General features: G+C 66.8%; 16 protein-coding genes. 9 read left to right on the top strand and 7 right to left on the bottom strand.

Annotated elements, in window-relative coordinates; all coding sequences use genetic code 11:
* Window positions 1–24 precede the first annotated feature (24 nt).
* The 5 genes from ASD13_RS16085 (at window position 25) to ASD13_RS16105 (ending at window position 5,607) form a co-directional block, all read left to right on the top strand.
* A complete protein-coding gene (locus ASD13_RS16085) occupies window positions 25–1,104 on the top strand; it encodes an extracellular solute-binding protein (RefSeq protein WP_055871482.1) in 1,080 nt (359 codons plus the stop codon).
* The gene (locus ASD13_RS16090; protein WP_055871484.1) at window positions 1,101–1,928 is read left to right on the top strand and encodes an ABC transporter permease; all 828 of its coding nucleotides are present in this window, start codon (window positions 1,101–1,103) and stop codon (window positions 1,926–1,928) included. The genes ASD13_RS16085 and ASD13_RS16090 overlap by 4 nt, the downstream gene beginning before the upstream one ends.
* A 2-nt stretch (window positions 1,929–1,930) precedes the next feature.
* Window positions 1,931–2,731, top strand: a complete 801-nt coding sequence (locus tag ASD13_RS16095; protein WP_235562650.1) for an ABC transporter permease — start codon at window positions 1,931–1,933, stop codon at window positions 2,729–2,731.
* Window positions 2,731–3,774, top strand: coding sequence for an ABC transporter ATP-binding protein (locus tag ASD13_RS16100; protein ID WP_055871489.1), 1,044 nt, complete (start codon window positions 2,731–2,733; stop codon window positions 3,772–3,774). The genes ASD13_RS16095 and ASD13_RS16100 overlap by 1 nt, the downstream gene beginning before the upstream one ends.
* Window positions 3,775–3,840: 66 nt before the next feature.
* A complete protein-coding gene (locus ASD13_RS16105) occupies window positions 3,841–5,607 on the top strand; it encodes an alkaline phosphatase family protein (protein ID WP_055871492.1) in 1,767 nt (588 codons plus the stop codon).
* A 2,047-nt stretch (window positions 5,608–7,654) separates the two neighbouring features.
* Here the strand turns inward: ASD13_RS16105 and ASD13_RS16110 are convergent.
* The 4 genes from ASD13_RS16110 to ASD13_RS16125 all read right to left on the bottom strand — a co-directional run bounded on the left by ASD13_RS16110 (window position 7,655) and on the right by ASD13_RS16125 (window position 11,465).
* A complete protein-coding gene (locus tag ASD13_RS16110; protein WP_055871494.1) occupies window positions 7,655–8,083 on the bottom strand; it encodes a GNAT family acetyltransferase in 429 nt (142 codons plus the stop codon).
* A 36-nt stretch (window positions 8,084–8,119) separates the two neighbouring features.
* Window positions 8,120–8,770 carry a dihydrofolate reductase family protein gene (locus tag ASD13_RS16115; protein ID WP_055871497.1) on the bottom strand — a complete coding sequence of 217 codons (651 nt, stop codon included), beginning with the start codon at window positions 8,768–8,770 and terminating at the stop codon, window positions 8,120–8,122.
* A 99-nt stretch (window positions 8,771–8,869) separates the two neighbouring features.
* Complete coding sequence (locus ASD13_RS16120) at window positions 8,870–9,925, bottom strand: LLM class flavin-dependent oxidoreductase (protein WP_055871500.1); 1,056 nt, start codon at window positions 9,923–9,925, stop codon at window positions 8,870–8,872.
* A gap of 28 nt (window positions 9,926–9,953) precedes the next feature.
* Window positions 9,954–11,465: a DUF7059 domain-containing protein gene (locus ASD13_RS16125; RefSeq protein WP_157535663.1), complete on the bottom strand. Its 1,512-nt coding sequence runs from the start codon at window positions 11,463–11,465 to the stop codon at window positions 9,954–9,956.
* Window positions 11,466–11,562: 97 nt separating this feature from the next.
* Here ASD13_RS16125 and ASD13_RS16130 point away from each other — a divergent pair, with 97 nt between their 5' ends.
* The 4 genes from ASD13_RS16130 to trxA all read left to right on the top strand — a co-directional run bounded on the left by ASD13_RS16130 (window position 11,563) and on the right by trxA (window position 16,840).
* Complete coding sequence (locus tag ASD13_RS16130; RefSeq protein ID WP_055871503.1) at window positions 11,563–13,743, top strand: DUF6049 family protein; 2,181 nt, start codon at window positions 11,563–11,565, stop codon at window positions 13,741–13,743.
* A complete protein-coding gene (gene murJ / locus ASD13_RS16135) occupies window positions 13,736–15,352 on the top strand; it encodes a murein biosynthesis integral membrane protein MurJ (RefSeq protein WP_055871507.1) in 1,617 nt (538 codons plus the stop codon). The genes ASD13_RS16130 and murJ overlap by 8 nt, the downstream gene beginning before the upstream one ends.
* Before the next feature lie 119 nt (window positions 15,353–15,471).
* Window positions 15,472–16,452, top strand: coding sequence for a thioredoxin-disulfide reductase (gene trxB, locus ASD13_RS16140; protein WP_055871509.1), 981 nt, complete (start codon window positions 15,472–15,474; stop codon window positions 16,450–16,452).
* Window positions 16,453–16,516: 64 nt separating this feature from the next.
* Window positions 16,517–16,840, top strand: a complete 324-nt coding sequence (gene trxA / locus ASD13_RS16145; RefSeq protein WP_017829901.1) for a thioredoxin — start codon at window positions 16,517–16,519, stop codon at window positions 16,838–16,840.
* Between the two features lie 89 nt (window positions 16,841–16,929).
* On the opposite strand, the gene ASD13_RS16150 is transcribed toward trxA, so the two are convergent.
* From ASD13_RS16150 to ASD13_RS16160, 3 genes are read right to left on the bottom strand one after another with little or no spacing between them, the layout of a single operon-like run.
* A complete protein-coding gene (locus tag ASD13_RS16150; protein ID WP_055871512.1) occupies window positions 16,930–17,460 on the bottom strand; it encodes a GrpB family protein in 531 nt (176 codons plus the stop codon).
* Between the two features lies 1 nt (window position 17,461).
* Window positions 17,462–17,797: a hypothetical protein gene (locus ASD13_RS16155; RefSeq protein ID WP_017829903.1), complete on the bottom strand. Its 336-nt coding sequence runs from the start codon at window positions 17,795–17,797 to the stop codon at window positions 17,462–17,464.
* Between the two features lie 9 nt (window positions 17,798–17,806).
* The gene (locus ASD13_RS16160; protein ID WP_200942495.1) at window positions 17,807–19,255 is read right to left on the bottom strand and encodes a sugar porter family MFS transporter; all 1,449 of its coding nucleotides are present in this window, start codon (window positions 19,253–19,255) and stop codon (window positions 17,807–17,809) included.
* Between the last annotated feature and the right edge of the window lie 18 nt (window positions 19,256–19,273).

Consider the following 19,273-nt stretch of genomic DNA (forward strand, 5'->3'; position numbering starts at 1 on the left):
GGACCCATCCCGAAGGAGCAGTGCATGAATACCCGAAGAATCCTCACCACCGGTGCGCTCGTCGCCACCGGCGCCCTCGTCCTCGCCGGCTGTGCTGCCGGTGATGACAGCGCTTCGTCCGGCGACAAGGAGTTCGCCGGCGAGACCATCGTCGTCACCTCGTTCGGCGGCGACTGGGAGAAGGCCTTCATCGAGGCCGTCGTCGATCCCTTCGAGGAGGAGACCGGCGCCAAGGTCGAGCTGATCACGCTCTACAGCGCCGACGCCCTCGCGCAGGTCACCGCCCAGAAGGCGAGCCCGCAGATCGATGTCGTGCACTTCTCCGGAGGGCAGGAGTTCACCGCCGCCGCGGACGGTCTCATCGCGCCGATCGCGGCCGACGAGCTGTCCGAGTCCGGCGACCTGATCGACCTGGCGACCGCCGGGCTCGAGCGCGGTGAAGGTCCGGTCATCCAGCTCGCCCCGATCGGGCTGGTCTACAACACCGAGGCGGACGCTCCGGCGCCCACCTCCTGGCTCGACCTGTTCGACGAGGCCTACGCGGGCCATGTCGCGCTCACGGACTTCTCGAACACGTACGGCGTGCTCTCGATGCTCCGTGTCGCCGACGCGCTCGGTGGGGGCATCGACGACCCGTCGCAGGCGATCACCGACCTCGGTGCCCTCGCCTCCTCGGGTGACGCGATCGTCGTCCCGACCTCGCCCGATCTGCAGACCGCCTTCGCCCAGCGCGACACCTGGCTCGCACCGTACGCGATGGACTACGCCGGCACGCTGCAGGACGCGGGCCTTCCGGTAGAGTTCATCGTCCCGGAAGAAGGCGTCACCGCCTCTCTCATCACGGCGAACGTGGTCGAGGGCCGGGACAACCCCGACCTCGCGAAGCTCTTCATCGATTTCGAACTGCGCCCCGAAGCGCAGGCCGTCTTCGCGGAGAGCATGCGGTACTCGCCGGTCAACACCAAGACCGAGCTCTCCGACGAGGCTGCGGACGCCGTGCTGACCGGTGACGAGCTCGAGACGGTCGTCGTCTACGCTCCGGGCGATGTCGCGGCCTCGCGACCGGCCTGGACCGATGAGTGGAATGCGCTGATCACCAAATGAGTGTGCGAACCCGTAGGGAGCCCTGGCTCCTGCTCCTGCCGGCGATCGTGCTGCTCGCGCTCGCCTTCATCACCCCGGTGGCTGGCATGCTCCTCATGAGCGTGCAATCGTCGGCAGGCGGGTTCACCCTCGACAACTTCACCCGGTTGTTCACGAGTGAATATCACCTCCAGGCGGCGCTGCGCTCGCTCCGCCTGGGGGTGATCCAGACGGTGATCACGCTGATCATCGCGATCCCGCTGTCCTACGTCATGGCCCGCGCCGGCTCGAAGGTGCGCTCCTTCCTGCTGATCGTCGTGATCCTCCCCCTCATGACCAGCGTCGTGGTCCGCACCTTCGGCTGGGTGGTGCTGATGGGCCCGTCGGGTCTGCTGATGAAGATCCCCGGAGCCGAGCTCCTCGTCGGCGGCACACAGGGCTTCCTCGGCACCGAGACCGGTGTCGTGATCGCGATGGTGCAGGTGCTCCTGCCTTTCGCGGTGCTGAGCATCCTCGGCGTCGTGTCGGGCATCCGGCCGCAGCTCGAAGAGGCCGCACGCACGCTCGGCGCCGGATTCTGGCGCACGCTGTGGCACGTCGTCCTCCCCCTCGCGATCCCCGGCATCGTCGCCGGCGCCTCGCTCGTCTTCGTCCTGTCGGTCAGCTCGTTCATCACGCCGCGCTTCATCGGCGGGGCGCAGATCCCGGTGTTCGCCCAGACCATCTACATCGACGCGACCACCAACCTCGACTGGTCGTTCGCGGCCGCACAGGCCGTGCTGCTGTTCGCCGGGGTCATGCTCGTGCTCGCAGCCACGTCCCGACTCGGGAAGCAGAAGGTGTGACCATGGTCCGTTCCGTTCCGATCCTCGGCAGGGTCCTCGCCATCATCCTCGGCGTCGTCGTGACGCTCTACATGCTCGTGCCGCTCATGGTCGTCGCCGGTGCATCGGTGGGCGAGAACCGCTTCCTGACATTCCCCGGTCAGGGCTTCACGCTCGACTGGTACGTCGAGGCGCTCACCTCCGACACCTACCTCGAGCCGTTCCGTCTGAGCCTGCTGGTGGGCATCACGGTCGCGATCGTCGCCGCATCCATCGGCACCGCGGCCGCGCTCGCGCTCACCCGGTTCAAGGTTCCGGGCGGTGCCGCCATCCAGGGGCTGCTGATGTCACCGCTGACGATCCCCACGATCATCCTCGCCATCGGTGCGCTGTCGATCTCGTCCCTCACGATCGGGGCGCCGAACGTCGGCGTCCTGATCGCGATCCACGTGGTGATCGCGATCCCGTACGTGATGCGCACCGTCACGGGCGTCATGACCAGGGCCGACCACTTCACCGAGGAGGCCGCGCGCACCCTCGGCGCCAGCGCCTGGAACCGCTACCGCCTGGTGGTGCTCCCGATCGCCCGCCCCGGCATCGCGGCCGGAGCGTTCTTCGCCTTCAACATCTCGTTCGACGATGCGGTCATCGCCCTCTTCCTGCGCACCCCGCAGCTCGAGACGCTCCCCATCGCCATCTACGGCCAGCTGGAGTTCAGCACGTCGCCCACCGTGGCGGCGGTCTCGACTCTCATGGTCCTGCTCACCGTCGTCCTCATGATCGTCCTCGAACGCATCATCGGCCTGGGAAGGTTGTTCGTCTGATGACAACACTCACCATCACTGCTCTCACCAAGGACTTCAAGGGGACCTCGGTGCTCAAGGGCATCGACCTCTCGATGCAGTCCGGGGAGTTCGTCTCGCTGCTCGGCCCCTCGGGCTGCGGCAAGACCACGCTCCTGCGCTGCATCGCCGGGCTTGAGTCGCCCAGCGGCGGCACCATCGAGATCGCGGGAGAGGATGTCACCAACCTTCCGCCCGAGAAGCGCCATCTCGGCATGATGTTCCAGAGCTACGCACTCTTCCCGCACATGAGCGTGGTCGAGAACGTGCGCTTCGGTCTGCGCATGTCGGGCGAGAAATCCAAGTCGGAGCAGAAGGAACTCGCCGTCCGCGCGCTCGAGCGGGTGCAGATGGGCCATCTGGCCGATCGGATGCCGGCACAGCTGTCGGGCGGGCAGCAGCAGCGCGTCGCGCTGGCCCGTGCGATCGCGTTCGAGCCCCGTGTGCTCCTGCTCGACGAACCGCTGTCGAACCTCGACGCCCGCCTGCGGGAGGACATGCAGGTCGAGCTGAAGGAGCTGCACCGCACGCTCGGCCTGACCACCGTGTTCGTCACCCACGACCAGGAGGAGGCGATGAGCCTCTCCGACCGCATCGTCCTGATGGACGGCGGTGTGATCGAGCAGGAGGGCGCACCGGCCGAGCTCTACGGCGCGCCGCGCACCCCGTTCGCCGCCGACTTCATCGGCGCCGCCAACCTGCTCCCGGCCACCCGCTCCGGTGCGGTCGCCACGCTCGACGGCACCGCGATCTCAGTGCCGATGACCGGCGCAGGACCCGATGGCGCAGGAGAAGTGGTGCTCCGTCAGGAAGACCTGCGCCTCTCCCCCGTCGTCGGCCCCGACGCCCCGGTGAGCGTCGAGGTCGTCACGCACGTCTACCGTGGAGCGGACATCGTCTACATCGTCGAACTCGCGGGCAAGCGGATGCGCGTCGTGCGTCCGCGGCACGAGGAGCCGATCCCCGAGGGCACGGCCGGTCTCGGCTGGCGTGAGGGTGCCGTGCTCTGGATCGCCGCCGCCTGAGGGCCGGATCCGCTCCTCGTCGGAGGTCGTCCTCCGACGAGGAGCAGTCGGTCATAGGATCGCGGCATGGCCGAAGAAGTACCCTCCTCCCCCGACGCTCCCCGCGATTCCTCCCGCCGAGGCTTCTTCAAGGTGGGCGGGGCCGCCCTCGCCGGCGCCGTGATCGGTGGAGCCGGGGGTGCGGCCATCGGAGCATCGATCGCCGGCAACGCGCGTGACGGATTCGCGGCCGAACCCGATCAGTTCGCCGCCCTCACCCCGCGCAGCGAACCGGGCTTCGACCACCTCGTCGTCGTGATGGGCGAGAACCGCTCGTTCGACAACCTCCTCGGATATCTGTACTCGAAGGAGAGCCTGCCGCAGGGCGACAAGTTCGAGGGCCTCGCCTTCGGCTCCTACAGCAACACCGCCTCCGACGGCACGGTCGTCGACGCCCATGTGTACGAGGGCGACACCGACCGCATCATGAGCCTCCCCGATCCGGATCCGGGCGAGGAGTATCCGCACGTCAATACCCAGATCTTCGGCACGGTCGACCCTCCGACGAACGCCGACCTCTTCGTCGACGAGATGACCGCGCCCTTCAACGCCCCGACGCACGGCGAGAAGGCCACGATGTCGGGGTTCCTCGAGGACTACATCATCAACTTCCGGCGTCTGCGCAAAGGCGTCGCCCCGAAGCCCGAAGAGGCCGCGCACATCATGGGCTCCTTCTCCCCCGAGATGCTGCCGGTGCTGTCGACGCTCGCTGCGGAGTTCGCGGTGTTCGACCACTGGTACGCCGGCGTCCCCTCCCAGACCTTCTGCAACCGCTCGTTCTTCCACGCCTCCACCTCTCACGGGTTCGTGACCAATCAGGCGGGCGGCGGCTACCGCAAGTGGCTGGATGCGCCGGCAGCGCCCACGGTGTTCAACCGGCTCGAAGACAAGAAGGTGAGCTGGAAGATCTACATCGACAAGCTCCAGCTCGTCTCGTTCACCGGGATGCTGCATGCGGCCGTGCTGGAGAAGTACTGGCGCACCGAGCACTTCGGCACGATGGAGGACTTCTACGCCGAGGCGAAGGCCGGGAAGCTCCCCGCGTACGCCTTCATCGAGCCGCGGATGGTCTATGACCACAACGACTTCCACCCTCCGTTCGGATCGCCCCGAGAGAGCGAGGTCGACGGCGAGGCCGTGTTCGACAGCGCCATCTCAGATGTGCGGGCCGGCGACCGCCTCATCCACGACATCTACGAGGCGGTGCGCACGAGCTCCTCCCCGAAGGGTTCCAACGCCGTCAACACCTTGCTGCTGATCACGTTCGACGAGCACGGTGGCTGCTACGACCATGTGCCGCCCCCTGCCGTGACCAAGCCCACAGCCGAGACCGGACCGGGCGAGATGGGTTTCACGTTCGATCGACTCGGATGCCGGGTGCCGGCGATCGCCGTGTCGGCCTACACGAAGCGCGGCAGCATCATCCACGACGAGATGCACCACGGCTCGGTCACCGCCACCCTGTCGCGCCTGCACGGTCTCGAGCCGCTCAACGACCGCGATCAGTCCGCGAACACGCTGCTGAACGTCGTGAACCTCGACAAGCCGCGGCATCCGTCCGACTGGCCGGTCACCACCCCGGCCTACACGCCGCCGAATCCCGAGGACTCCGCACCGCAGCCCGGGGAGAAAGACCAGCTGAAGCCGCTCACGCCGCCCGCGCGCGGCCTGCTGGGTCTGCTCCTGGCGCGATACGGCAAGCCCGGCGAACCGGAGCCGGAGACCTTCGCCGACGCCTACAAGCTCCTGCACGAGCACGGCGAGGAGCTGTTCGGCCCGCCGACGGGCAGCTGACCCGCGCTCCAAGGGTGCACGGGCGGAAACTCATCCGCATCGCTCTACCGCAACATGTCCGACCTCATCGGCGACCGAAAACGGTCTCGACGTTTCAAATCGCGAGCCCACAGTGAATCGGCCGTGTAGGTGTGCGGAACGACACGAAGGGATCATCCCAGCGTGGGTTGCAGGCGTAGTCTCGATCGATCCATGCCCACGGATCTCTGGGGCGCAGCCGACCCGCCATACGGGCATGCAGACCGCGTCGACCAGCTCCAAGGATCCCAGCACGCGCCGACGAAACCCAGGGCGACGCGGAGCACCCGAAGCCGGGCATCGTCTGTGCGCTCTTCATTCAGCACTGGGACCGGGGAGAGGTCTCTGAGCTGAGGTTTCATTCCCTGGAACCAGGTGGCAGCGACACCGTCACCCCCGCTTCGATCGATGAGGGCGGCGACCTGGCAGACCAGTCGCAGCTGCCGAACCGTATTCGATAACGGGAACCGCTCCCTTCCGCCGGCTCGCGCACCGCACGCGTTATGTTGACGGTCTTCGCGGTGACGAGCTCGATCGCTGGACGGAGCGGCGGAAATCTCAGTCGGTCGCCAGGGCTTTGTCTGTCGGCCAGACACCCTACAGACACGGAGCTAACGGGTCGGAGACACTGAGGCTTCCGGTTCTTCAATGAGAGGAGGTCATGACGAGGAAGTTCTTGAGGGCATTGTCAGGCGGGGCCACAACGGTGATAGGCCAGGGGGATCATCAGGAGCATTGAAAACCAGATCTCCCGATGATCGAGCCGCAAGTGCTACGTTCCATCTATGGTGGTGTGGATCGTGTACTTGGAAAATACTCCTGGTTTCATCGGCGTGTTCGACGCTGAAGATGACGCGTACGAATTCCAGGAGAGATACGCAGCTGACAGCGGCCTCTCCGTTCTGCTTACCCCTGTTACGGTGCCCTACCGGGCCACAGGAAAAAATGCGTCTCTCTACTCACAATAGACGCCATAAGTGCGCAACGCGCTTCATTCGGCGACTATCTTGAAGCAATTTCAACTCCACGACCGTAAGGTCGGTCTTCTTACCACGGGATCGCTGATCCTCGGGATGATGGCAGCCGGTGGCCCGGCCTACGCAGCCTCTTCGGGGAGCGATGAACTCGATCTCCCGCCGCTCACAGCGACAAGTTCGGAGAATGTCCCGGACGAATATCTCGTCTACCCAGAAAGGAACGCCACTTCCGGCTGACGCCTTTTTGCCGTGGGAAATATGTGGAAACGATCCTCCGCAAAAGGGCTTCCCCACGGCGGGGTTGGCGCGAAGCCAGCTATTTCTAGTTGTTGGGGAGCGGTAACAAAGACGTTCATCAGGTCAATCGTCTTCATGCACAATGGGTGGATTTGGGTTGCTGTAACCGAGGCCTTCGAGAGTTTTGGCACCGGGAATATGGAGCAGAAGAGCGTCCTTTACAAATGCAATGGGAATGGGCAGCACACGTTCCGCGTTGTGTCGTACTTCAAAGCCTCCGGGGCGAAGGATGTCATCGCTGCGGAGGCTCCGCATAGCTCAGGTGACTACAAGCTCCAGTGTGGCTAGAGGACTACTCGACCTCAGGATGCGCTGAGCAATCGCTGCAAAGAGCCGAATGCCACCCTCACTCCCAGAGTTTCCCCGCGAACCGGCGCACTGAAGCCGCGAGCATGCGGGGGGAGTGAACGGTATGCCGGGTCGCGCTCGGTGAACGCTCCGGCTGCCGCCAGCCACGGCATCGCACGATTGCTACGATCCGGTCGCCGTCGCCGGACGTAGCGTGCAGAACGCCGAGGGCCCTCACGGGTCCTCGGCGTTCTACGTTTCCCGGTGGTTAGCTCCAACCGAGTGCCCGACACTCGCCCAAGCTTCGACTCCGCGGTTTCCAGACTCACGCCGCAGGCCATCCGTGAAGATGGGTCGGGCTTCATCGGCGTCGCCGGCGACCAGGTGCATGGTGTTGTACTCGGCACCGAGGGTCGATCTCCCGCGCGACCTCAGCCAGGTATCGGTCGATCTCTTGCGCGGCGGCCTCACGACTTCAGGTCGGGGATGAGCCTCTTGCCCAGATCGACCGTGTCATCGATCTCGTAGCCGAGCCGCCGGTAGAAGTCGACCACCTGCGCGTTGCCCGCACGCACCTGCAGATTCACCTTCGGGCAGCCCAGGTCGCGCAGACGGGTCTCGACGTGGGTCACGAGCTCCCTGCCCACCCCGAGCCCACGGGAGTCGAGCTGCGTGGCGAGGTAGTTCATCCACCCGCGATGCCCGTCGTAGCCCGCCATGACCGCGCCGAGGATGCGCCCGGTCTCGTCCTCCGCCACGACGAAGAGCTCGGGCTGCACCGTCAGCTTCCGCGCGATGTCCTTCCGAGGATCGTTCCACGGTCGTGTGAGCCCTGCGTCCGCCCACAGAGCGACGACGGCGTCGGTGTCTTCAGGCTGGAACGGTCGGATGCGCACAGGTCCAGCCTCCCAGATCCGATCCTCCCGCGAGAGTCAGCCCTCGCGGGAGAACGTGATGTGCGTCACACCCGACTCCGCGACCTCCGAGCTGACGCGATAGCCGGACTCGAACCCGCGCAGGTCGTCCCACAGACGGATCCCGCTCCCGATGAGGATGGGGGTGATGCCGACGTGCAGCTCGTCGACGAGACCGGCACGCAGATACTCGCGCACCGTGGTCGGCCCACCTCCGACGCGCACGTCGCGTCCATCCGCAGCAGCCACCGCCGTGCGCAGCGCCTCGTCCGGCGCGGCCGAGAGGAAGTGGAAGCTCGTGCCGTTGGCGAACTCGATCGACGGTCGCGGTGTGTGGGTCAGCACGAACACCGGAGCGTGGAACGGCGGCTCCTCTCCCCACCACCCACGCCAGTCGGGGTCGTCGGGGTTCGCGTGGAGCCCGAACATCCCGGCGCCCATGATCTCGGCGCCGATGTTCTCGAAGTAGTGCGCGGCGTACTTCTCATCGACACCGGTGGTGCCGGCGCCACTGGTGTCGAGGAAGACGCGTTCGTGGAAGGTGCGGGTGGCCGTGTACGCAGCGGTCAGTCTTCCCCAGTCCTCCCCGAAGGGGTTCTCCGGAGTCTGATCGGTCGTCGTGGCGAAGCCATCGAGCGAGATGTTGAGATCGACGCGAACACGGGTCATCGCTGCCTCCGGAGCTGCGCGGGGTGACGGTGCGTCCATCGACGCGCCGTCACCCAGCGTCAGGGTTCCACGACGCCGTGTCAAGGAGGTGGGTCGTGATCAGACCGGATCGCCCTGGACCGGCCCTTCGGTGTTCGGCTTCCAGCCCAGCGCCGGGGCCACATGCTTCGCGAACGCCTCCAGCACGTGCAGGTTGTACTCCGGTCCGAGCTGGTTCGGGATCGTCAGCATCAGGGTGTCCGCGGCCATCACCGCCTCGTCCTGTCGAAGCTGCTCGATCAGCACGTCGGGCTCGGCCGCATAGGTCTTGCCGAACGTGGAGCGGAACCCGTCGATGATGCCGATCTGATCGGCGTTCTCCTCGCTCCGAAGGCCGAAGTAGGCGCGGTCCATGTCGGAGACCAGCGGGAACACACTGCGGCTGACCGAGACCCGCGGGGTGCCGGTGTGCCCGGCCTCCTTGTATGCGGACCGGAAGAGGTCGATCTGCTCACGCTGCAGTTCGTGGAACGGCTGCCCCGTGGCCTCGGTGACGAGGGTCGAGCTCATCATGTTGAGGCCCTTGCGACCCGTCTCGATCGCGGTCGGGCGCGAACCCGATCCCCACCAGATGTGATCGCGGAGTGTCGGCGACTGCGGCTCGATCGCGAGATAGCGACCAGCCCCCACCATGCGCGGGTCGCCGGGGGCGATTCCCTCCCCGTCGATCGCACGCAGGAACAGGTCGAACTTCTCCCGCGCGATGACGCTTCCGCGCTCGGTGTCCTCCTCATCGACGTAGCCGAACGTCTCGTATCCGCGCAGAGCCGTCTCGGGTGAACCACGGCTCACGCCGAGCGCGATGCGACCGTCGGAGATCAGGTCGAGAGCGGCCGCCTCCTCCGCGAACTGGAACGGGTTCTCGTAGCGCATGTCGATCACGCCCGTGCCGACCTCGATGCGCTTCGTGCGCGCCGCCATGGCCGCCAGCAGCGGCATCGGCGAGGCGGCCTGACGCGCCCAGTGGTGCACGCGCACGTAGGCGCCGTTCACACCGATCTCGTCGGCGCCCTCGGCGATCTCGATGGTCTGCTTCAGCATGTCGCCCGCCGTGCGGGTCGCTGAGCCGGGCACATCCGCGTAGTGCCCGAAGGAGAGGAATCCGAAAGCCTTCATGATCCATTCCAACGCATAGATCTGGGGACTATTCCCCCGGCACCAGAATGCCGTCGAGCACCAGGGAGCGGATGCGGGGCTCGAGCTCGGCCCACAGATCCGGCAACGGCACCTCGAAGAGGTCGGCCAGCGCCGAAGCGATCTGCACGACGGTGAGTTCGCCGTCGCAGGCGCCGACGAACCCGGCGAGCGCGGGATCGACGTTCACCGTGCGGGCGAAACCACCGCCCTGTCGCAGCTCGATGACGCTGGGGTCGTCGTTGCCCGGCAGCAGGTGCCGCGCCTCGGTCACGTCCGCAGCCGTCACCAGGGTCGAGGGAATGCCCTCGGCGAGCACGTCGTGGGCGGCAAGGCCCGTGCCCAGAGCGGTCCCGACGTTCGAGACCTGCTGGGCGATCCTCTCCGTGCGTCGAAGTGGATGCTCCGGCGCCCCGCGGCGCATCAGCACGTAACCGAAGCCGATCGAGGTCACGCCCCGGGCGGAGAAGTCGTCGAGCCAGGCGGTCAGCAGTGGCGTGAAGGCCGGGTCACGCGGCGTCGTCCCCCCGTCACGGATCCACAGCTCGGCATACCCGAGCGGGGTCAGCTCCTCGCGTTCGATCACCCAGAGGTCGAGCTCGCTCGGCACCCAGGCCTCGAGACGGGCGAGGCCGGTGATGCCGGACCTGGACTCCCAGTTGCCGAGCAGCTGCGCGATGCCGTTCTGCGTGAGGTACGCAGGCGCGCTCCGCACGAACTGCTCGACCAACGCATCGCCCACCAGTCCGCCGTCTCGGTACTCGTAGGCCGGGACCCCCTCCACCCGCGGCGTGATGACGAACGGCGGGTTGGAGACGATCAGGTCGAAGGCCTCTCCCGCGACGGGCTCGAACATGCTGCCGTGCCGGAACTCGATGTTGACCACCCCGTTGAGGCGGGCGTTGAGTTCCGCGAAGGCCAGGGCGCGCTCCGAGATATCGGTCGCGATCACCGTGCCGGCGCGACGGGCGACGAGGAGCGCCTGGATACCGCAGCCGGTGCCCAGATCGAGAGCCCGATCGACCTGGATGGGAACGATCGTCTCGGCGAGCGTGCGCGACGCTCCCCCGACCCCGAGCACATGGTCGGCAGGAAGAGGGCCATCGAGCGCCACCTCGTCCAGGTCGCTGGCGATCCACCACTCCCCGACACCATCCGCATCGACGAAAGACTGCGGACGCAGCAGCGCGGTCGGGGTCACCGTTTCGGCGTCGGACGTGCCCAGTCCGAGAGCTACGAGCCCGTCCACTCCGAGGTGCGGCAACGCGGCGGCGACGGCCGCCCGCGGCTGCGGCTTCCCGAGCACGAGCAACCGCCCGAGCGTCGCCAGCACGCCGGAGTCGCCGGCGATGGCGCGCAGGATCGGCTCGTGCATGCCGCGCGCGAGAGCGTCGTCCGCTTCCTCCCCCCACAGACGACGAAGCGGCTCGGAACGGAGGTCGGCGGCGTCGAGATCGGCAGCGAGCGCGGCGCAGCGAAGGGGGTCTGGGAGCGGTGCGGGGGTGTCGGACACGGCCGTCACTCTACGCGTCTTCAGGGTTCTCTTTCCCTGCGCCTCCTAGAATCGGGAGGTCAGTACTCACGATCAGCCCGTCTCCGGGCGTTCGAGGAAGACCTCCATGACCGCGATCACCCCCGAGCACGGCCTCCGTGCGCGCCTTCGAAGGCTCGCAAGCAGGACCGCTGTTCTCGCGATCGTGCTGGGCGCCTGCGCGGTCGTCGTACCGAGCGCGGCCAGTGCAGCCGGGGCATCGGGTGCGGACGACGATGCACGGGTGGGCTTCCACATCTCTGCGGGCCTGCGCGGCCTCGTCGCCCCCGGCTCCGCGACCACGGCGATGCTCACGGTGCAGAACGACACCGAGTCGAAGCTCTCCGGCGGTCAGGTGCAGGTGGAGCTCAGCAGGACGCCGCTGACGGATGAGGCCTCTGTCGCGAGCTGGCTCGACGACGGCACGGCCCCGGGCGAGTTCGACGCCATCGGCTCCGACACGACGGCAGCCCTCGATGCCGGAGAGTCGGCCATGACCACGGTCTTCGTGCCGGCCGAGACCCTCGGGGCCCTCGCTCCGGGCGTCTACCCGCTGCGGGCGGAGCTCACCGGCGCGAAGACGCAGAACACCGACGACGATGACGCAGCGGCGACCACCGCCACCAGCGTGCTGGTCGTCGCCGACTCTCAGACCGCTCAGGTCGGGGTGCTCGTCCCCATCACGGCGACCCCCGAGGGCGGTGCACTGCTCAGTTCGGAAGAGCTCGCTGCCCTCACCGGCCCCGAGGGCGCTCTCACCGCCCAGCTCGACGGCGTGGCGGGCACCACCGCGGTCCTCGCGATCGATCCCGCCATCGTCGCGGCCATCCGCGCTCTCGGTTCCGCGGCACCCGAGAGCGCCCAGGACTGGCTGCGTCGCCTCGATGCCCTGCCCAATGCGCGGTTCGCGTTGCAGTTCGGGGATGCTGATGCCGCGGCCCAGTCGCAAGCGGGTCTGCCCGAACTCCTGCAGCCGACGACGCTGGCCCCGTTCCTCGACGCGGCGAACTTCTCGCAGACCCCGGCCACGCCTGCGCCGACCGGCACCCCGACCACGACACCCGAGCCGACGCCCGGCCCGACCGGAACACCACAGCTGCCCGACGACGAGGAACTCACCGCGATCGACGGCGCGCTCGCTCAGATCCTGTGGCCGGACGACGAGCTCAGCGAGGATGACCTGGCCGCTTTCACGAGGTATCTCGGTGAGGGCACGACCACGATCGTCTCCTCCGCCGCCGTCGGCGGACAGAGCGCGGCGCACGCCACTGCCGGCGGAAACGACCTGCTGGTCACGGACACCGCTCTGTCCGAGTCCCTGTCGGAGGTTGCGGCCGAGTCCGATCAGGTGGATCGCCAGCGTCTGCTCGCCGAGGCATCCGCCCTGCTCCTGCTGGCAGCGGATCGCGTGGCCGGTGCTCCGCTGCTGATCGGTCTCGACCGTGATGAGAACCGTGACGCCGATGCGCTGCGCGATGCGATCTCCTCCGCCGACTCGATCGGATTCGAGCTGTCGGCGCTGCGTGCGACTCCGGCGATCCCCGCCTCCGTCACAGCCCAAGCCGACCCGGCACGGGCAACGGCGGTGACGGATCTCCTCACCGACGAAGCAGCACTCACCGCCTTCTCATCGATGCTCAGTGATCCGCAGGTCCTGCTGAGCCCCGAGCGCATCCGCATCCTGCGCACGCTGGCCGTCGGGACACCGGCGAGCGCCTTCGCCAAGAACGTCGAGAAGCACCAGAAGCGCACCACGCAGACGCTGAGCGCCGTGAGCACGCCGCCGTCCAGCACCATCCAGCTGCTGACCGCCAACGCCGACCTGCCCATCGCCGTGCGCAACGACCTTCCGTGGCCGGTGACGGTTCAGCTCTTCGTCTCGCCGACCGACCCTCGTCTCGAGGTCACACCGATGACGGAGACGGTGGTCGAGGCCAACTCCACCAAGCGGGTCAAGGTTCCCGTGTCGGCACGCGTCGGCAGTGGCGAAGTCGACCTGCGGCTCAGCCTGTACAGCCCCACCGGCGTGCAGATCCAAGGCCAGGAGGAGATCCGGGTCGCCGTCCGTGCCGAGTGGGAGACCATCGGCCTGATCGTCTTCGGAGGGCTCGCCGTCGTCCTGATCGCGCTCGGCGTGATCCGCACCGTGCGCCGCAAGCGCCACGAAGCAGCCGAAGAGGCCGCCGTCGAAGCCGAAATCGAGACGCTCGAAGAGGGTGCCGTGCACACACGACCGGATGCCACCGCGACCGAAGACAAGAATGAGTAGCCTCGGCCGCGCGAGCGCCATCATCGGCGCGGGCACCCTCGTCTCCCGCCTGACCGGTCTGCTGCGCAGCATCGTGCTCGTCGCGGTGATCGGCTCTCTCGGGTCGCAGGCGGCTGATGCGTTCACCTACGCGAATCAGCTGCCCAACAGCGTCTTCTCTCTGATCTCCGTCGGAATCCTCACGGCGGTCATCGTCCCCCAGATCGTCAAGGCGACGGCGGATGCCGACGGCGGCAATGCCTTCATCTCGAAGCTGTTCACCCTGGGCACTGTCGTCCTGGTCGTGGTGACGGGAATCGCAACGGCGGCGGCACCGTGGCTGGTGCACCTGGTCGCCGGTAGAGCGACCGAGGCCACCCTCGCCCTCGCCACGGCACTTGCCTACTGGTGCCTGCCTCAGATCCTCCTCTACGGTCTCTACGCGATGCTGGGCGAAGCCCTCAACGCGCGGAAGATCTTCGGTCCCTTCACCTGGGCGCCTGTCGTCAACAACATCGTCTCGATCGTCGGCTTCCTCGCGCTCGGCGCGCTGTTCGGTCCCGTCTCCACGAAGGCCACCGACTGGACGCCGGAGATGATCACCCTGCTGGGCGGCACGGCCACGCTGGGCATCGCACTGCAGGCCGTCGTCCTGCTCATCTTCTGGCGTCGCACGGGCCTCGCTCTCAAGCCCGACTTCCGTTGGCGCGGTGTCGGTCTCGGCAACGTCGGCCGCCTAGCCGGCTGGACCTTCCTCATGGCTTTCGCGAGCCTGTCTGCCGGAGTTCTCCAGGGCTACATCGTCAGTGAGGTCGCCGGTCTCGGTGCCTCCGCCACCGTGACCGCGAACGCGTGGCTGATCTTCATGCTCCCGTATTCCGTCATCGTGCTCTCGATCGGAACCCCCTACTTCACCCAGATCAGCGCGCACGCGGCTGCCGGTCGCGACGACGACGTCCGCGCCGACATCGCGCAGAGCATCCGCACGCTGCTCTTCTTCATCGTCGCGGCCACCGCGGCCGTCGCCGCCGCGGCCATCCCGGCGTCTCGGGTGTTCACCGAGTCCGCCGAAGACGCCCAAGCCGCCGCAATGGTGCTGCTCGCCTACCTCGTCGGGCTCATTCCTCTCACGATCCTCTTCATCGTGCAGCGCACCTTCTACGCCTACGACGACACGAAGACCCCGTTCTGGTTCACGATCTTCCAGTGCGTCCTCATCGTGGTCACCGCCCTCGCCGCGCTCGGTCTGCGCGAAGCCGGGATCATCCCTCTCACCTCTCTCGCCGCGGCGATCGCCCTCGGCCAGTCGATCGCGAGCATCCTGCAGACGATCGTCGCCACCTGGCTGCTGCACAAGAAAATCGGCGGCCTGAGGATTCGTTCGTGGATCACGGCCATCGGTCGCTTCACGATCGCCGCGATCCCGGCAGGATCCGCCGGATGGGGAACGTTCCAGCTTCTCGGCGGCACCACGGGTTGGGCCACCTCCGGCGTCATCCCCGCCACCCTCGCGACCGCGATGGTCGGCCTCGCCGTCGTGATCGTCTACATCGCGATCCTCGCCATCATGCGTGCCCCCGAGCTCACGGCCGGCCGCGCGCTGGTCCGTCGCTTTCTCCCCGGTCGCTGATCGGCGCCCAGAGCCTTCTCCCAGCCCGGCGGCACACAGTGTGCGGGGAATGCCTCGCGGTTACCATGGGTTGAAGCACTCGAAGGTCATTCGACTGCAGTTTCAAAGACGGAGAGCACATGCGTCAGGTCATCATCATCGGCTCCGGCCCCGCCGGATTCACGGCTGCCATCTACGCCGCCAGGGCGAACCTCAAGCCGCTGCTCATCGCGAGCTCGGTCGAGGTCGGCGGCGAGCTGATGAACACCACCGAGGTGGAGAACTACCCGGGCTTCCCCGAGGGCATCCAGGGACCGGAGCTCATGGCCAAGTTCCAGGAGCAGGCGGAGAAGTTCGGCACCGAGGTCGTCTACGACGACGTCACCGAGCTGCAGCTCGACGGCCCCGTCAAGAAGGTCATCCTCGGCAGCGGTGCGGAGCACGAGACCCAGTCGCTGATCTACGCGACGGGCTCGGCCTACCGCAAGCTCAACATCGACGGTGAGGAGCGCCTCTCCGGCTACGGCGTCTCCTGGTGCGCCACGTGCGACGGCTTCTTCTTCCGCGAGAAGACGATCGCCGTCGTCGGCGGCGGCGACTCCGCGATGGAAGAGGCCACGTTCCTCACGCGCTTCGCCGACAAGGTCTACGTCATCCACCGCAAGGACACCCTGCGGGCCTCGAAGATCATGCAGGAGCGCGCCTTCGCGAACGAGAAGATCGAGTTCGTGTGGAACAGCGAGGTCGCCGAGGTCCTCGGTGGCGACTCCGTGACGGGTGTGCAGCTGCGCTCCACGGTCGACGGCACGCTCCGTGACCTCCCGCTCGACGGGCTCTTCATCGCGATCGGCAACGACCCGCGCACGCACCTCGTGCACGACAAGCTCGAGCTGACGCCCGAGGGCACCATCTGGGTCGACGGACGCTCGTCGAAGACCTCGGTTCCGGGTGTCTTCGCTGCGGGTGACGTCATCGACCCCACCTACCGTCAGGCCATCACGGCTGCCGGCAGCGGCACGGTCGCCGCGCTCGATGCGGAGCACTTCCTCGCAGACCTGGAGGACGCGTCCGTGGAGGTCCCGGCCGCCGAGGCCGCCGAGATCCTCACCGCCAGGGCATAGGCCGGGAACACTTTTCCCTCGTCGGCTGTTGTAGCAGACGAACCTCGAATCAAGGAGAACTCTGATGAGTGCAAAGGCTACGAGCCAGGCGACCTGGGAGCAGGACGTTCTGCAGGCCGAAGGTCCCGTGCTGGTGGACTTCTGGGCCGAGTGGTGCGGTCCGTGTCGCATGGTCGCGCCGGTTCTGGACGAGATCCAGGCCGACAACCCCGACAAGATCACGATCCTCAAGCTCAACGTCGACGAGAACCCCGAGCTGGCGATGAAGTACCAGATCACGTCGATCCCGGCGATGAAGGTGTTCCACGGTGGTGAGGTCAAGACGACCATCATCGGCGCCAAGCCCAAGTTCGCTCTCGAGAAGGACCTCGCCGCTTTCATCGGCTGATCCTGCGATTCGAAAGGGCCGTACCTCCCGGGGAGGTACGGCCCTTTCTTCGTCTCCGTGCCCCGTGTCGTGCGCGATGCGCCTCTCCGTCAGTCTTTGTCGTACACCGAGACGGGTAATAGTCCACGAGCAGCACGGGCTCGATCGACGAGGAGCTGGATCACTGCGGTCTTGCCCGCGTTGTATGACTCCTCGCCCATGCGCGAGGCCTCGACAGCAGCGTGCTTCGCGCGTTCGTAGAGCTCGGCATCTTCCGGGTTCTGCAGCAGCCAGTCCCGAAGGATCCTCTGGTTCACCTCATCCCACCCGGATGCCTCGAAGAAGTGGGCGATTCGAGTGCGCACGCCGTCCTCCTCGAAGACCATGACCTGGTGGCTTCGCACTCCGCTCCCGAGCCGCCACCCGACGGTCTCGAGGGCAGGCAGATGCCGGTCGAGGTCCTCCTCGTCGGCGATCCGCACCGCGACATCGATGATCGGCTTGGCACTCATCCCCGGGATGCTGGTCGAGCCGATGTGCTCGACGATCCAGTTCGGGTTCCCCTGCGTCCGCAGCTCTGCCGCGACCCTCCGGAAGGCGTCCGGCCAGGCCGGATCGTACGGATCGAGGACTGCCTCCACGTCAGGAGGCGTCGGCGACGGACGGATCCCAGCGGCGGTGGCGCTGCTTTTCGTCCAACAGGCCCCAGACGGCGGAGGTCAGCTCCGGGTACTCCAGTGCGATCTGTCGCAGCACACGATAGTGTCGGGCCGCGTTGGGACGCACGCCGTCATTCGCATTGATATTGTCTGCGCGAAGAAGGTAGACGACGAGCTCGTCGACGCTCGGGAGCTCCTCCATGAACTCCCACGGATCCTCGCCTCCGAGCAGGCGCTCCTGGATGAGGACCGCGAGTTCGTCGGCCGCTTCGGCCCGCAGCACTTCCAGGCTGGCGCGACGCTGTACGGACTCGGTCATGCTTCAAGCCTACGTCGGCTGGGGACCCCTCCGGCGCTGCACCTTCATGTTCTCTGTCATCTCCTCGAGCTCTTTCCCCTTGGTCTCCGGCACCTTGAAGAAGACGAAGAAGAACGACAGAAGCGCGAAGAACGCGTAGAAGCCGTAGGCGAAGGTGAGTCCGATCTCCGCGAAGGCCGGGAACGTCGTGGAGATGAAGAAGTTCGCGACCCACTGCGCCGCAGCGGCCACCGCGAGGGCGCCGGCTCTGATCGAGTTCGGGAAGATCTCGCCGAGCAGAACCCACACGAGCGGGCCCCAGCTCGCGCCGAAGAACACGACGAATCCGTTCGCGCAGACCAGCGCGATGGTGGCCCAGGGGTCGGGGAGTGTCGCCGTCCCCTGCGCGTCCAGCGTGCCGAACGAGAAAGCCACAGCCATGAGGCCCAGGGTCACGGTCATCCCCACCGAGCCCACCAGCAGCATGATCCGTCGACCGATCTTGTCGACCAGCAGGATCGCCACGATCGTCACGACGATGTTGGTGACAGAGGTGATGACGGAGGTGAGCAATGCGCTGGACTCGTCGAAACCCACCGACTGCCAGAGCGTGGTCGAGTAGTAGAAGATGACGTTGATGCCCACGAACTGCTGGAAGACCGACAGCAGGATGCCGATCCAGACGATCGGCTTCAGTCCCAGACGGTTGCCGCGCAGGTCGCGCAGAGACTCGGAGCGTTCGGTGTCGATGGTTCCGGTGATCTCGTCGATCTTCCCCTGGACGTCGACGGTACCGGTGACGGTTTCGAGAACCTCAGCCGCCCTTTTCAGCTCTCCCTTGCGCACCAGGTACCGCGGAGACTCCGGGAGCCGAAGAGACATGAGCCCGTAGACCAACGCGGGGATAGCCGCGACCATGAACATCCACCGCCAGGCCGTGAGACCCCACAACGGCTGATCCGCTGCACCGGCGAGACCGGCGAGCAGCGCGTCTGAGAGCAGCGCAGCGAAGATACCGGTCACGATGGCGAGCTGCTGCAGGGATCCGAGGCGACCGCGAACAGCGGCCGGCGACACCTCAGCGATGTATGCCGGCGCGATGACCGAGGCCGCGCCGACACCGAGTCCACCGATCACTCGCCAGATGATGAGGTCGACGACGCTGAAGGCGAGACCAGAGCCGATAGCGGAAATGAAGAACATCGCCGCTGCGACGACCATCACGGGAATGCGTCCGTACTTATTGGAGACCGGTCCTGCGAACCAGGCACCCACCGCGCAACCGATGAGAGCGGAGGAGACGGCAAAGCCCTTCAGGGCCGTGCCGAGATCGAACCCGGAGACGTCACCGGCCAGGGCATCCACGGCGCCGTTGATCACGGCCGTGTCGAATCCGAAGAGGAAACCACCCAACGCGGCCGCGATGCTCACCGCGATCACACGGCGCTTGATGGCTACTGGACCGGCTGTACTCGACATGACATCCCCCTCGTCGTC

The organism is Microbacterium sp. Root1433D1, from assembly GCF_001426835.1.
GTDB lineage: Bacteria > Actinomycetota > Actinomycetes > Actinomycetales > Microbacteriaceae > Microbacterium > Microbacterium maritypicum.